We start from the raw sequence: 15,201 nt of genomic DNA on the forward strand, positions 1-15,201 counted from the left end.
ATATTATATTTTTTGAGAAAAGACTTTACAAAAATATTATGCAGATTATATTAAACATGAAATTAAAGTATACATACCAATATTTATACTTAGGAAGTAAGTAACGAGTATCTAATCCTAACCCAACCTAATGGTAAAAATGTTACCAAACCAGATAATATCATTTAAACTAAATAAAAAAGGTGAACCATAAATCGTACTTCACCATTCATCTTTAGCATATACTCCAGTATAATAAACAAAGATAAATAAATAATTACTGAAATGACTACAAAAAAAAATCACAGTTGGACTTTTTTAACAAACCACTCACACGTGTTATGTCTTATTAATAATAATCCAAATATCACTATTAGAGATATAGCAATCAAGATTGGGATTACTGAAAGAGCGGTCCTAAATATACTTAGCGACCTAACCGAAACAGCGTACTTAACTATTACAAAAATTGGAAGAAATAATCACTATGAAATTAACAAAGAGAAAAGATTACGTCATCCTATAGAGAATCATTGTACTATTGATGATTTTTTAGAGCCATTAATAGCAATAAAACCGTAGCAATTCTATCTTAAAAAGCTTAATATCTACTAAATTAAACACTTTTACTTTTTAAATAATGCTTGTACAAATTGTAGACTCAATATTACCTATATTTATTATTATATTTTTTGGTTGGCTAACTGGCTACTTAAAATTAGTTGGTGAAAACGCTCATAAAACTTGTGCAAAAATCGTCACTGTATATGTATTTCCAGCTTTGCTATTTATGCAAACAGCTACAGCAAGACCAGAACAAATATTTGATATTAGTTGGATGTCTGCTTTTCTAATTTCCATTGCTATCATTTGGACTATTTGTTTTAGTGCAAGCATTTTAATTTTCAAAGAATCTAAAAAAAATAGTGTTATGCAAGCTATGATAAACACTTTCACAGATATGGGTGGTATGGGAATTCCATTCTTTATAAGTATAATTGGCTCAACAGCTCTTATATCTGTAGCTAAAGCTAACTTTGTAATATCACTAACCCTTATTCCTCTAACTATATTTCTTTTGGAACTCTACTCCGGATCAACTCAGTCAAAAAAAGTAATTATACTTTATGCCTTATCAAAATCTCTTAAAAAACCTATGTTCTTAGCTATTGTTTTAGGAGCAATCATTAGCCTATTAAATATATATACTATAATACCAAAACCAGTTACAAATTCTATAGATCATGCTTCAAAGGCTTGTGTATTTATGTCACTATTTACAGTTGGCTTAGCCCTGTATGGGATTAAACTTCATCTAAGTAAAATGTTTATTTTTAATATAATAATGAAGAGTTTAGTTAGTGGTTTCATTGCCTGGGGAATTGTAATCTTATTTGGTATCACTGGAAACTATGCTAAAGATCTGGTCTATCTAGTGGCTATGCCAACGGCAACAATAGCTACTATATTTGCATTACAATGGCGTGCAATCCCAGATGAAGCAACTAGCCTATATCTAGTATCAACTATTCTATCTATAATTACTCTACCAATGTGGATGTTTTTACTGGGCTAAGTAATCTCTATTTAAATTATTCTTTAATATTACTAATAAATTTTGGAAAATATCTCTGTAAAACATAATGTAAAATACCCATAAATGCATGAGCATAAATATATATTTCTACAGGATCGACTAATGTCTTATGTATCTCTTCTAAATCATGCATATAAGGTGACTGCCAATTCCAAGCTGTAAACCAGAAAAACCCAGAGACCCATGCTAAAGTTAATGCAAGTAAGCCAAGACCTTGTACTATTGCAGCAAGACTACCACTTCTAGAGTTTGGTAATCTAAATTTACACAACTCTGATAGATCTACTTTGATTGCTGAGTAATCATTATATAAGTAAGGAAAATAATAACGTAATCCCCTTTTATCAAGAGCCATAATAACTAAAAGCACACTTAAAACGGATAAAGATAATCCACAAAACATATGTGTATATGCCCAGACATTAAGTCCAAATTTAACATGCATAAAATTACTATCTATAATCTGAAAAATAACTGCTATACCTACAACTATATGTAGCATACGAAAGTTTTTATCTTGAGATTGGCCTAAATATTCCCAGAATGATTTTATAAAAGAATGTGTTTTTTTAAAAGTTTCATTTTTTCTACTCACCATCACTCATAGCATTCTCAACCAAATCATTATCAAGCTCTTTTTTAGGTTTTATATTTGAGGTTAATTTCAGTTTTTCAACCTGACCAATTAGATTACCTCGACCTGTTTTTAGCTTACTAAAAGCATTTTCATAAGATTTATTGGCGTCATTTATAGATTTACCAACCTTTTCTAAATCATCAACAAAGCCGACAAACTTCTTATAAAGCTCCTCTGCCCTACTATATATATCCGTAATACTCTGTGCTTGCTTCTCATAGCGCCAAGTATTCTCAACAGCTCTTAATGCTACCAATAAAGTTGTAGGACTAACTAGGATTATCTTCTGCTTAAATGCTTCATCATAAAGATTAGTATCATTATCTAAGGCTAATAATAAAGCCCCTTCTATAGGAATAAACATAAATATAAAATCTAACGAATTTATATCTTTTAGATTTTCATAGCTTTTATTTGCAAGACCTTTGATATGTTCACGTATAGATCTAATATGTGCTTTCAAGTGAACTTGTTTTTGTTCTTCATCTGCAGCCATATAATCATTGTATGCAAATAGCGAAGTCTTAGCATCTATAATTATATCTCTACTATCTGGCAACTTAACAACCACATCAGGGCGATATGCTTTACCCTCTTCATCTGTAGTATGCTTTTCCCGAATATATTCTAGCCCTTCTCTAAGGCCAGATTTCTCAAGAACATTTTCAAGCACCATTTCTCCCCAAATACCCTGCTGCTTTGTACTACTTCTAAGAGCATTTGTTAGGTTATGAGCCTCGGTGGTCATCTTTTGATTTAGCTCTTTAAGAGTTTTTAGCTCATTCTGTAAAGCTCCTCTAGCCGTAGATTCTTTATCATAAACATCTTCTACTTTTTGTTTGAAATCTTTTAACTGTTCACGTACAGGATTTAGAACACTATTTAGACTCTCTTGATTACGCTCATTAAGTTTTTTTGAATTATCTTCAAAGATCTTATTTGCTAGATTTTCAAATTCTGTTTTTAGCTTAGTTTCACTATTTTGTAACAACTCCAGCTTATCTTGCATCGCATTATTTTGTTCTTTAAGCTGAGTTTCAAGCATTGATACTTGTGACTTATAGTTTTTGATTTCTTCTATATAACTATAAGATTTCTTTCTTTCTTCTTTGATCTCTTGCTTTAGCTCATCTATACGTAAAATACTATCTTGTTTTAACTCAGAATTTTTTTGTTTTTCCTGATCTAAAAGCGTATCAAAAGTAACATTTTTACCACGCAATTTTATTAATTCATTCTGGGTTGAGTCTTTATACTTCTCATAATCCTGGAGAATATCTTCAACTTGCTTTGATTTTTTACTCAAAAGCAAAAATAATACTATAATTAAAACTATAGCCAATACTATTAGCCCTATTAGAAAAGCCATTTATACCCTTATTTAAACTTAAAATATTAACTTTAATATTTTATATCTTAGAAAGATATAAATATATAGGACTTTATGAAACTTTTAAGATTTAATAGTAATGAATTTCTCTTTAGGCAAAACTATAAGAATTAACGAAAATATAGCTAATGCTATTGGTATAGCGTACATTGAGTTTTTCATAACAGGTAGGCTAAGTTGATTTGTAATATTAGATGTTTGTAAGCTCATTATTAAACCAATTAATATCTGCATTACTGGCCCACCTCCCATATTCAAAGTATTGGCTGAACCTTGTACAGATGCCTTTGGAAAATTATTAAACTTACGTCCAAGAAAAGCAAAAATCATAGTATTTGCATTTGTAATAGCCCCTATTAAAAATAAAACAAATATGAGAATGACTTCTGAACTAAATGTCCCATCAATTAAAAGCATAAATAGCCCTGCAGTTACAAAACCACACAAAACTAATAAGTGCTTAATATTTACTAATTTATCACTCAACCAGCCAAAAAATATAGCTCCAAAAAGACCTCCTATTGTAATTATTGAAACTAAATATGCTGCCTGAGTTGCATCAATATCATAAACTTTTTGTAGATATATTGGTCCCCACAATGCCAAAAATGCAGTTTGTGGCGTACTTAAACACCCCATAAATATTGCCACAATCCAAAATAATGGTGATTTTATTAGACATTTAAGATCTCCCAAAATATTAGATAAACTCTTTGTCTCTGTTAAACTTTTTGCATCCCTACAAAATACACTCCAAACACATACTAAAACCATGCCAAATACAGCTGCAAGAAGATATGTCTCTCGCCAATCTCCTAAATACTTCGTCAGCTGCAACCAAGGACCTTGACCTATTAATGCACCGATCATTGCCATCAACATAGTTAACCCAATAAGAGTCCCTGAATGCTTAACATTCTCAACAGATAAAGCAAAGATTCCAATTATTGCAAAAGCTGAGCCAATACCCATAAGAATCCTGGCAATAATTAATATTTCTAAATTAGGAGCAAAAGCAAACATCACACAACTAATAATTAGAATACCCATAGCTGCTACCCATGTTTTAAATAAACCGAAGCGATCAATTAAGATACTTGCTGGAATCATCAAACCGATATACGCAAAATAATAAGCTGATGATAAAGACGCTAAGTGATTAGATGATAAATGATATTCATCTTGTAGATTAATTAAAATAACACTGTCTGATAGCCTAAGTGCATATTCATAAATAATATATATCCAACCAATTAAAAAATATCTCATTTTAATATCTCCAGCTGAATATTATCTCTGTGGCTTTTAATTTTTCTATTATCGTTTTGATTTAATAGATCCTTGTAAAGCTTTACGAATGGCTTCTGCTGCTGTTTTAGCATCGCTAATTGAGCCACGAATCATTTTTTCAGCATCTTTTTGTTTATACCCTAAAGCTAATAATGCGTCAACAGACTCATTAAATATAGAGTTTGATATAGCTGCCAGTGTTGGAGTTTTATTAGAATGTAACTCAACATTAGCTGTAGTGAAGTTATCTGACTGACCATAGATTTCATTAGCCATTTTTAATAACTTGTCGTATATCTCAACAACCAAACGTTCTGCTGTTTTCTTACCAATACCTGGTACAGTGGCCAATAGTCCATAATCTTTATTTTCGATACAATGTAAAAGAGTCTTAGAATCCATTCCTGAAAGAATAGCTAATGCAGTTCTAGCCCCTATACCACTTACTTTTATTAATTCTTGAAAAACTTTCTTATCTACTTTTGATTTAAAGCCATACAACTGCTGAGCATCTTCTCTAACTACAAAATGAGTATACAAGTTTATAGTTGTTCCCATTTCACTTAATGAATAAAATGTAGTCATAGGTACAAAGACCTCATAACCTATTCCATTCACATCTATCAATAAAGCTGAGGGATCTTTCTCAATCAATACACCTTTTATAAAACTTATCATAGATATTGTTCCCTAATCTTTTTTAACTGTTGATAATCTTAAACTAACTATTAATGAGATCAAAAAAGCTATTGGAAGAATCATTAATGCCATAGAAATATCTAAATCAAAACTATGAACTAATAAACCAACAATAATCGGTACAACAAAGCCTGACAACATTACTACAGTATTATTAATACCAAAAAATATAGACTTTGGCTTCTCTGCTCTATAACTAGCTATAACTGTAAATGAAAGTGTTTGGCCTGCTGCTGCACAACCTATCAAGAATAATAAAACCATACTTAAGGTCTCATTTAGCTGTAAAATAAGCAATAAAGAAACACAAATTAAGCCAAGTAGAGAAACTACTGCTAAAATATTTATCCTGTGTTTAAGCTTATCATACATAAAGCCAAAAGCGGGACTTCCTATCCCTAATCCAAACCAAAGAAAAGCAATCGTATAAGAGGCTTGAGTTACACTAAGACCTTTACTTTCTAATAATGTCACACCCCAAATAGCACCTAAAGTAGGTATAGTACAATAAACAAAAAACGCATATAGATAAATAGTATTTAATTTTTTGTTTAATAAATTATCTTTTATATCACTTGTAAATTCATTTTTACTTAAAGTTTGACTATTTTTAGGGCTTTCTTTAACAATAAGTATAATCAAGACTGATAATATGATTCCTATAACAGCAGCAATAAATATAACTAGTCTCCAGCTATTTAGGTAGCTAACAAAGAATAATAATGGGCCCCCTGCTAAAATTGGCCCCATTGTACCTAATATCTGAGTTGAACCAGAAAGAATTCCTATATATCGCATAGGAAACCATTGTGTCGATATTATTAGTAGACCTAAAAAGCCAAAAGCAGCCCCAACTCCCATTAAGCATCTTGCAAAAATTGCAATACCTAAGTTAGGTGTAATTGAGAAAAATAAAGCTCCTAGTGAACAGGTTATAGCAGCAAAAAACAATGATTTTTTAATTCCAAACTTATCAAAAATAAAACCAACAGGTACTTGTAATAGCGAATAACATAAATAAAAAGCCCCTCCAAATAAAGAAAAACTAAAAGCTGTAGCATGAAAACTATTAACAATATCTTGATGCAAAGAATTTGGCAGTACCCTCAAGAAAAATTCATAAAAGAAAAACATAGCTCCAATAAGCCATATTGTGCAAGCTCTAAGATAATATTTTGAATTCATAATAAACTAATTTTTATTTTAATAACGCAATTATAAGCACTGAAGAGTATATAAACAAATATTTTGTTTATTAGTTTATTAGTTTATTTTTTATTAGGACTTTTGATGTGTAGTAATCTCTTCCACCTATCAGCGGAATCTCAAATACTATATAATATCGAAATGTTAAAGTATTACCTTAGGTCAGAATCAACTATTTATTTTCAATTTATTTAATTCTTTTTTGAGCTACTCTGCTTGCTCCAGAAATTTTTGCTAAAGATCTACTACTATGATAGTGACATATTGCAATTGCAAGAGCATCTGCTGCATCTTCAGGTGGTTTCTTACTTAGTCCTAATAGAGACTGCACCATATGTTGAACTTGAGATTTAGCAGCACCTCCAGTTCCAACAACCGATTGCTTAATTTGTTTTGCCGAATATTCACTGACTTCTAAATTATTTATTGCTAAAGTACACATCGCCACACCTCTAGCTTGACCTAGTTTTATAGCTCCCATAGGATTTTGATACATAAAAATTTGCTCTATTGCTGATTCAGTTGGGGCATATATATCTATAACCCCCGTTATACCATCAGCAATTTGCTTTAGTCGTCTAGCTGTTGCTGTTTCTGTAATACGAATACAACCACTAGCAACATAATATATTTTATTAGCTTGAACCTTTATAACCCCAAACCCTGTTATTCTTGAGCCTGGGTCAATACCAAGTATTACCATACAAAATCTTCAAATTTTTTATCTAACTTTTTAATCATATAACTCTTTATATTCTCCCATGTTTTACATGTAACACTAAAAAGTTCTGAATCTCTAAGCCTAGTGCCATTTTTTACTAACATATGAGAAAGTAGTTTTACTTCATAGTTTAACCCAACACCATTCATTGCATGAAAAGATTTTAAATTATTTGAATCAGTCTTTAAGTAAACTCTATTTAACTTAATCTCTTCTATTAAAAATTTAAAAAGATAATATTTAAATAATAAATTATATCCTGTTCCTTGGTATTGTTTATCAATCCAAGTCATACCCACTTCAAGATTCTTATGAAAATCATCAATATTAAATAGACATGTTATACCAAAGATTTTATCATCTAGATTATCTATTAAGCTTAACATTATTAATTTCCTATCCTCTTGCAAGGACAATTTCTGTGATTTATAATCCTCAAAATCAACATAGTCTTCAGGAAACCATTTGAGTTGTTCACTATCAAAACAATTATGTAGGTCATTAAAATCGCTATCTTGATAAGCTCTAATACTTATTAAATTAGCCTTAATATTAGTTTTAATAAGATTATCAAAAAGCATAAATTAACTAAGTTGTTCCATTAACTTTTGAGTGAAATTAGCATTCGAATATACATTTTGCACATCATCAAGATCTTCTAATTTATCAATTAAGTTCATAACTTTTTCAGCAGTTTCAACATCTAATTCCGCTTTTGTCTCAGCATCAAATGTAACTTCTGCACTCTCAGAATTAAAACCTTTCTCAATTAAAGCTTCTTGAACATCTGAAAAATCTTGAGTATCCGTGATTACATCAATACTGCCATCGTCATGTGTAATAACATCTTCAGCACCAACTTCTAGTGCCACTTCCATAAGCTGATCCTCATCAATTTCTGGTGCAAAAGATATAACACCTCTTTTAGTAAACATATATGCTACTGAGCCATCTGTACCTAAATTACCACCACTCTTTGAAAAAGCGTGACGAACCTCACCAACCGTACGATTACGATTATCTGTCATACAATCAACCATTATAGCTACGCCACTTGGACCATACCCTTCGTAGCGTACTTCTTCAACATTATCGCTATCATCACCGCCAGCACCTTTAAGTACAGCGCGTTCAATAGTATCTTTGTTCATATTGTTTGCCAAAGCCATGGCTATTGCTGCCCTAAGCCTTGGATTAGAATCTTTATCGCCACCTCCAAGTCTTGCTGCAACAGTAATTTCTCTGATTAATTTAGTAAAGATTTTGCCTCGTTTTGCATCTTCTTTTGCTTTTTTATGCTTAATATTAGCCCATTTACTATGACCTGCCATTTTTATACCTTTATTAACACTTAAATATAACTAACTATTTTTTCTACCAACTTCTCAATACCTTGTGATGCTTCTAACATACTTTTAGCACACATATAAGCAGGAGTTGATATTACTTTAACACCTTCATCAACACAAATATCAGTTGCATCCATAAGTACAGCCTCAGCACCTTTTTTCTCTAAAATAGCTAAAGTATTTGGATCTGTACCAACAGTAACTTTTGTACCTTCTGGATATACCAAAGGTATCATCAATGGTGCTATACATATATAACCTGCGGGCTTATCTGCTAAATAAAATGCTCTTGCAAAAGTTAAAACTTCTTCATCCATCTTATAACTTTCATCCCCTACAAAAGCAAAATCCATAATGTTCTTTGCAGCCCCAAATCCTCCAGGAAAAATCACTGCATCATAATCATCACTATCAGCTTCTGCTATATCTATAACATTTCCTCTTGTTATACGAGCAGACTCTTCTAGTATGTTACGTAGAGATGCTTTATTATCAACAGACTGATGTAAGTGATTAATTACATGTTTTTGATTTTTATTTAAAGCGACTCCTTGCCACTCTAAAGCATTTTTTTCTAAAGCTAATATAGTCAATACAGTTTCGTATATTTCTGAACCATCAAGATATCCACATCCAGATAATACTACCGCTACTTTTGCCATTTTATTTCACCTTTATTTATTTTGATTTTACAAATCTAGATTATTTCTTTTAAAAACTCTGTCTGCTCTGTAACTTGATCTAACCATTGGTCCAGATGCTACTTCTAAGAAGCCTTTTTCTAAACCAATCTTACGATATTCTTCAAACTGTTGTGGAGTTACAAATCTCTCTACACTTAAGTGATGTCTGGTTGGCTGCATATATTGTCCTAGAGTTATTATATCTACTCCAGCCTTTCTAACATCATCCATTGTTTGATAAATTTCTTCATCAGTCTCTCCAAGTCCAACCATAATACTAGTTTTAGTTAAAACTTTAGGTGACTTTTCTTTGACATATCTCAAAAAGTCTAATGTCTGCATATATCCAGCTCTAGGGTCACGTACTGGATGAGTCAAGCGTTCGACAGTCTCTATGTTTTGAGCGATCACATCCACCTTAGTATTGATAATTTTATCAACATTCTCTTTAACTCCGGCAAAATCTGGAGTCAAAGCTTCTACTTTAATATTTTCATCAACATTTTTTATAGCTATAATGGTCTCTGCATAGTGTCCAGCACCTCCATCTTCTAAATCGTCACGATCTACTGATGTAAGCACCACATATTCTAGATTCATTAATTTAACACTTTCTGCTGTATTTTCAGGTTCATCTTTATCAAGCCATCCTTTGGGATTTCCTGTATCAACAGAGCAAAACTTACAAGCCCTAGTACACACAGCACCCATTAGCATAATTGTTGCTGTGCCATGTGACCAACACTCATTTATATTAGGACATTTGGCCTCTTCACAAACTGTAGCTAATTTATGCTTTTTTGTAATAGATTTTACCTTTTGATATTCTTTAGAATCTTGCCTTTGTACTTTTAACCATTCTGGCTTACGTACTTGTACAGAGTTTTCTTTTTTATTTCTAATACCATCTTTTACAGCGTGGAAGCCATGATCAGTTGTATACTTATTGCCACTTTCAACCTTTATTTTTATACTAGATATTTCTTTCATAATATTTACAGAATATTTGATAGGACTATAATTTTTAGTACATTATAAAATATTAAGTACTAATTATAAATATTTAGTTTGATATTATACTATATAGTAAATATTATTCAGCAATAAGTTTGAACATATAATAAAAAATCATTATACTCTTGTATGGATATACAAAAATAAGGAACGAGTAATTATGATATCAAAAAAATTGTTAAACGCACTAAATGAACAACTTAACTATGAACTTGAATCTGCAAATATATATTTAGCTATGGCAGGATATACTGAAGATCTAGGATTAGGCGGTTTTACTAATTGGTTTATGGCTCAGTATGAAGAAGAAGTTTTTCATGCTAAAAAAATTATGAGATTCGTAAATGATAAAAATGGCCGTATAAAAATAAGAGCTATCGCAGCGCCTCAAAATGAGTTCAAATCTCTACTTGATGCATTCGAAAAAACACTTGAGCATGAAATAGAAGTTACAAAGAAATTTTATGACTTAATGGATCTTGCTTTAGAAGAAAAAGAACATTCAACTAAAAACTTCCTACAATGGTTTGTTGATGAGCAAGTGGAAGAAGAAGCTACTGTTTGTGATATGATTAATAAAATTAAACTTGTTAAAGATAGCGGCCTATACTTGCTTGATCAAGAAGCTGCTAAAAGAACTTTCAAATCTCCTACAGCTATATAAAAGCTTATACAAAATCTATATTTCTATTTCTCATAAATTTTACCATTGCAAATGTCATAACACATATAACAAAGCCAATTACTAATATTACAGTTCCCATATCTAGAAAATAATTTTGATATATTGAGGCGCTTGTAAGAACTGATACCCCATCTTTTGGTAAGGCAACAACCTGGTTTACTAAACCTGTTATTGAATTAGATAATGACATTGCGATATACCAAGCTCCCATTGCAAATCCCATAGTTTTAGAATCACAATATATTCCAATCATGCTTAAACCAATAGCACTTACAAATAGTTCTGCTATTGAAGATAAAACAAAAGTAAGTCCTATATAATTACCGTTTATAATACCTGTTGAAGTATTATAAAAAGCATAATATAAAATTAGCATAGAAATAGCTGCTAATAACACTCCAACAGCAAATTGATATGGTATGTAAAATCTTGGTATGAGTGGATAAATTTTAATTAATGCCATTCCACCAAATATTATTATAATTGGATTTATTAAGTTATAACTTGCTGGTTTTACTGTTAGATCTAAAAGGTTCAAGTCAGAATTATTTTTAGCTAGAAGTATTAATGTTGAACCCATCTGATTATAAACAACAAAAAATACTACGGCAATTACAATTAGAAATAACCCTATAACTTGTTTAATTCTTACTTCTGCTTTTAACCCTGTTACTGTCCTTAATAAAAAAGCCAATAAACAAACAATACTAATAGTAGCTAATATAACATTAGCCTGATTTGGAATTTGATAAAATATAAGTGTCAACACATAGGCAACTACTAAATATGAAATTACTATAAGTTTTGATTTATATGGCAGAGGCCTTTTATCAATCTTATTAACAATATTATCATACATCTCAAAACGATAATAAAAATTTAAAGCAGCTATAGTCTTACCAACAAAAACTATCGCTAAAATTGCTAAAGCCCCATATTTATAGCCTATTAGTATTGGTGAAACTGTAAATGCTATTAAACTTCCCAGATTTATAGCTATATAAAATGAAGTCATAGCTCCTTTAGCTGCTTTAAAATCTGTACTGTATATTTTAGATACCATACCTGATGATGTTCCTAAAAATAAGGATGTGCTAGCAGGAATCAGAGCGTAAGAGAAAATAAAAAACTCATTTGTATATTTAACAAAAAAACCACTTAAGAAAATAAGTAAATAGCTAAATGCCATAAGTAAACTACCGACAAGTATTGCTCTTCTTAATCCCAAATACTTATCTGCAATATATCCACCTATCATAAGTATAGCATATCCCATAGCCTGACTAACTCCTTGAAAAGAGTAAGCTTGATGCTCAGAAAAACCTAAACCATAGTTCGCTGTTGATTTAGTCAAATATAATATTAGAATAGATATAAGGCTATAAGTTGCAAACTGACCCCAAAATGTAATAGCTGCGATTGTAAAACTTTGTTTAGATTTTAGATCTTTAAACATAGTGTTTCCTAAAGATAATAAATTCTATATTAATATTTTTTTAGGTAAAAATAAAACACAAATTAACAAAATTTAATTTTTTTAACTTCGTATTGTTGTCCTAAACATCTTAATAAATGATATAATTACTCCTAGACATAAAATATACAAATGATTTGTTATGAAAATATATTTGTACCATCATTGTCCTTATTGTATAAAAGTAAGATTAGTAGCAGATTTAAGCAAACTAGACTATGAAATAATATTTCTAGCAAATGATGATGAAAAATCTCATATAGATAGAATTGGTTCTAAGCAAGTACCATTCTTGGAAAAAGATGATGGAAGCTTTATTAAAGAAAGTGATGATATTTGTAAATACATAGCTAAATTACAGAATTTTAAAATAACTGCATCAACTATAGATAATATTGTTAAAAAATATGTATCTGATCTAGCACCTCATTATCGTAGAGTCGTATACCCTCGTATGCCACATCATCCAAAAAATGAATGTGATTTTCCTACTCAAAGCGCTAAAGATTACTTTATAAATAAGAAATCTCAATATATTGGGAATATGGAATCTCTACTAAGAAATCCTCCCCATGACTCAATTAAAGCTATAAATGGACTATTAGAAAAAATTGACTCTTATATAAAAGTTCCTTTCATTAATGGTGGAAGCTTCTCTTGGGATGACATTAATATTTTTCCAATTTTTTTCATTTTAACAATGTCGAAGGGACTTATTGAAATACCCGGTAATATAGCTAATTACATAAAAAATATAGAAAATAAAACAAACATAGAATTATATTAATATGATTATATCAGTAAATTCAATTAATAAAGCATTGCCACAGACACAATGCCAAAAATGTACTTATGAAGATTGCTATAGTTATGCAAAAGCTATAACTAATGGTGAAAAACATAATAAGTGCATTACAGGTGGACAAAAAACTTTAAAAGAACTATCTAAGCTATTAAACAAATCTGAAATATCTCTTGATATTTCATTAGGACAAGAAAAACCACGAGCTGTTGCAAAGATTGATGAATCAATGTGTATTGGTTGTGAAAAATGCTTACTGGCTTGTCCTGTTGATGCAATTTCTGGAACAAAAAAACTAATGCATACCGTCATTGAACCAGAATGCACAGGTTGTGAACTATGTATTGAGCCATGCCCTATGGATTGTATTTCATTAGTAAACATTGCAGAAGAGAAGCAGCCAATAAACTTATCCGTTGATGAATATGATACTCAAAAAGATTACTATCGTAATCGATATGACTTTCATAAACAACGAATTGAACAATCAAAATCTAAACAGCGAGATATTTATAAAAATATTGCCACAGCTCAAGAAATGGATAAAAAAGCATATATTGCAGCTTCATTAGCTAAATTTAGAAATAAAAAGAAAAAGCCAAGTGTAGATGAATAAGCAAAAAAGAATCCAAATCTTTGAAACTTGGAAGCAAAATGATCCAAACCCAACTACAGAGCTTGAATATACTAGTAATTTTGAACTTTTAATAGCAGTAATTTTATCTGCACAAGCTACAGATGTTAGTGTTAATAAAGCAACAGAAATTTTATATAAAATCGCTAATACTCCCGAGAAAATATATTCTCTAGGTGAGCAAAAACTAGCTAAATATATAAAATCTATCGGACTTTATAAAACTAAAGCTAAAAATGTTATAGCGACATGTAAAGATCTTATCGAAAAGTTTGATAGTCAAGTTCCTCATGATTTTGACGATTTAATCTCTTTGGCAGGTGTTGGTAGAAAAACAGCAAATGTAGTATTAAATACTGCCTTTGGTAGACCTACTATGGCTGTTGACACTCATATTTTTAGATTAGCAAATCGTATTCCTCTTGCAAAAGGTAAAAATGTTAATGAAGTTGAAAAAAGGCTTCTTCGAGTAATACCTAAAGAATATCTTCAAGATGCCCATCACTGGATAATATTACATGGTAGATATATATGTACAGCTCAAAGACCAAAATGTAGAAACTGCATTATATATAAATATTGTGAGTTTAAAGATAAGGAAAAATACTTATGATTTTTTCTCAAGATAGACTTCAACTACGTAAACTTTTTATTGACAGCTGGGGTAAGTTTCAAAGTAAACAACCTCTAACAGCAATCGAAGAACAAATAGCTAGAATAATAGAACTTCATCCTGAGTATCACAAAGAGATTAGTCTTAATAATATTGATAAAGACTATTCCCCAGAAATAGGACAGATTAACCCTTTCTTACATATAAGTCTGCATTTAGCTATTATAGAGCAAATTCAAACTAACTGCCCATCAGGTATAAACGAAACTTATCAAAAACTAATTAACAAATATAATAACAATGAGCATAAAGTCCATCATCTTATGATAGACTATTTAGCTGAAGAGATGTGGAAATCTCAAAAATACAATACTATCCCTAATGAAAGTGAATACCTGATAAAACTACAAAAGTTACTACTTAAATAA

General features: G+C 30.6%; 18 protein-coding genes. 7 read left to right on the plus strand and 11 right to left on the minus strand.

The window, feature by feature from the left end:
• Positions 1 to 264: 264 nt before the first annotated feature.
• Positions 265 to 561 (plus strand): helix-turn-helix transcriptional regulator, encoded by a 297-nt coding sequence (locus tag CDV26_RS06940; protein WP_088772656.1) that lies wholly within the window; start codon positions 265 to 267, stop codon positions 559 to 561.
• 58 nt (positions 562 to 619) lie between these two features.
• Positions 620 to 1,555: an AEC family transporter gene (locus CDV26_RS06945; RefSeq protein WP_088772657.1), complete on the plus strand. Its 936-nt coding sequence runs from the start codon at positions 620 to 622 to the stop codon at positions 1,553 to 1,555.
• A 16-nt stretch (positions 1,556 to 1,571) separates the two neighbouring features.
• On the opposite strand, the gene CDV26_RS06950 is transcribed toward CDV26_RS06945, so the two are convergent.
• The 10 genes from CDV26_RS06950 to lipA all read right to left on the minus strand — a co-directional run bounded on the left by CDV26_RS06950 (position 1,572) and on the right by lipA (position 10,541).
• On the minus strand, positions 1,572 to 2,171 hold the full coding sequence (locus CDV26_RS06950) for a cytochrome b/b6 domain-containing protein (RefSeq protein ID WP_245806409.1): 600 nt from the start codon (positions 2,169 to 2,171) through the stop codon (positions 1,572 to 1,574).
• A complete protein-coding gene (rmuC, locus tag CDV26_RS06955) occupies positions 2,164 to 3,582 on the minus strand; it encodes a DNA recombination protein RmuC (RefSeq protein WP_088772659.1) in 1,419 nt (472 codons plus the stop codon). The genes CDV26_RS06950 and rmuC overlap by 8 nt, the downstream gene beginning before the upstream one ends.
• Positions 3,583 to 3,666: 84 nt before the next feature.
• The gene (locus tag CDV26_RS06960) at positions 3,667 to 4,872 is read right to left on the minus strand and encodes an MFS transporter (protein WP_088772660.1); all 1,206 of its coding nucleotides are present in this window, start codon (positions 4,870 to 4,872) and stop codon (positions 3,667 to 3,669) included.
• A 48-nt stretch (positions 4,873 to 4,920) separates the two neighbouring features.
• On the minus strand, positions 4,921 to 5,571 hold the full coding sequence (gene ruvA, locus CDV26_RS06965) for a Holliday junction branch migration protein RuvA (RefSeq protein ID WP_088772661.1): 651 nt from the start codon (positions 5,569 to 5,571) through the stop codon (positions 4,921 to 4,923).
• A gap of 12 nt (positions 5,572 to 5,583) precedes the next feature.
• On the minus strand, positions 5,584 to 6,777 hold the full coding sequence (locus tag CDV26_RS06970; protein WP_088772662.1) for an MFS transporter: 1,194 nt from the start codon (positions 6,775 to 6,777) through the stop codon (positions 5,584 to 5,586).
• Positions 6,778 to 6,985: 208 nt separating this feature from the next.
• Complete coding sequence (gene ruvC / locus CDV26_RS06975; RefSeq protein ID WP_088772663.1) at positions 6,986 to 7,501, minus strand: crossover junction endodeoxyribonuclease RuvC; 516 nt, start codon at positions 7,499 to 7,501, stop codon at positions 6,986 to 6,988.
• A complete protein-coding gene (locus CDV26_RS06980) occupies positions 7,495 to 8,100 on the minus strand; it encodes a GNAT family N-acetyltransferase (protein ID WP_088772664.1) in 606 nt (201 codons plus the stop codon). The genes ruvC and CDV26_RS06980 overlap by 7 nt, the downstream gene beginning before the upstream one ends.
• 3 nt (positions 8,101 to 8,103) lie before the next feature.
• Positions 8,104 to 8,850, minus strand: a complete 747-nt coding sequence (locus CDV26_RS06985; RefSeq protein ID WP_088772665.1) for a YebC/PmpR family DNA-binding transcriptional regulator — start codon at positions 8,848 to 8,850, stop codon at positions 8,104 to 8,106.
• A gap of 20 nt (positions 8,851 to 8,870) precedes the next feature.
• A complete protein-coding gene (gene elbB, locus CDV26_RS06990; RefSeq protein ID WP_088772666.1) occupies positions 8,871 to 9,530 on the minus strand; it encodes an isoprenoid biosynthesis glyoxalase ElbB in 660 nt (219 codons plus the stop codon).
• A 27-nt stretch (positions 9,531 to 9,557) separates the two neighbouring features.
• Positions 9,558 to 10,541, minus strand: coding sequence for a lipoyl synthase (lipA, locus tag CDV26_RS06995; protein ID WP_088772667.1), 984 nt, complete (start codon positions 10,539 to 10,541; stop codon positions 9,558 to 9,560).
• Between the two features lie 184 nt (positions 10,542 to 10,725).
• On the opposite strand from lipA, the gene CDV26_RS07000 reads away from it, so the two are divergent.
• Positions 10,726 to 11,229, plus strand: a complete 504-nt coding sequence (locus tag CDV26_RS07000; protein WP_088772668.1) for a ferritin — start codon at positions 10,726 to 10,728, stop codon at positions 11,227 to 11,229.
• Between the two features lie 4 nt (positions 11,230 to 11,233).
• Here the strand turns inward: CDV26_RS07000 and CDV26_RS07005 are convergent, their stop codons facing one another.
• Positions 11,234 to 12,706 (minus strand): peptide MFS transporter, encoded by a 1,473-nt coding sequence (locus tag CDV26_RS07005; RefSeq protein ID WP_088772669.1) that lies wholly within the window; start codon positions 12,704 to 12,706, stop codon positions 11,234 to 11,236.
• Positions 12,707 to 12,866: 160 nt separating this feature from the next.
• Here CDV26_RS07005 and grxB point away from each other — a divergent pair, with 160 nt between their 5' ends.
• Genes grxB through CDV26_RS07025 form a run of 4 tightly spaced genes read left to right on the plus strand, consistent with a single transcriptional unit; the run spans position 12,867 to position 15,201 of the window.
• Positions 12,867 to 13,511: a glutaredoxin 2 gene (gene grxB, locus CDV26_RS07010; protein WP_088772670.1), complete on the plus strand. Its 645-nt coding sequence runs from the start codon at positions 12,867 to 12,869 to the stop codon at positions 13,509 to 13,511.
• 1 nt (position 13,512) lies between these two features.
• The gene (locus CDV26_RS07015) at positions 13,513 to 14,142 is read left to right on the plus strand and encodes an RnfABCDGE type electron transport complex subunit B (protein WP_088772671.1); all 630 of its coding nucleotides are present in this window, start codon (positions 13,513 to 13,515) and stop codon (positions 14,140 to 14,142) included.
• The gene (nth, locus tag CDV26_RS07020) at positions 14,135 to 14,773 is read left to right on the plus strand and encodes an endonuclease III (RefSeq protein WP_088772672.1); all 639 of its coding nucleotides are present in this window, start codon (positions 14,135 to 14,137) and stop codon (positions 14,771 to 14,773) included. The genes CDV26_RS07015 and nth overlap by 8 nt, the downstream gene beginning before the upstream one ends.
• The gene (locus CDV26_RS07025) at positions 14,770 to 15,201 is read left to right on the plus strand and encodes a DUF1841 family protein (RefSeq protein WP_088772673.1); all 432 of its coding nucleotides are present in this window, start codon (positions 14,770 to 14,772) and stop codon (positions 15,199 to 15,201) included. Before nth ends, CDV26_RS07025 begins: the two co-directional genes overlap by 4 nt.

The organism is Francisella halioticida (assembly GCF_002211785.1).
Taxonomy (GTDB): domain Bacteria; phylum Pseudomonadota; class Gammaproteobacteria; order Francisellales; family Francisellaceae; genus Francisella; species Francisella halioticida.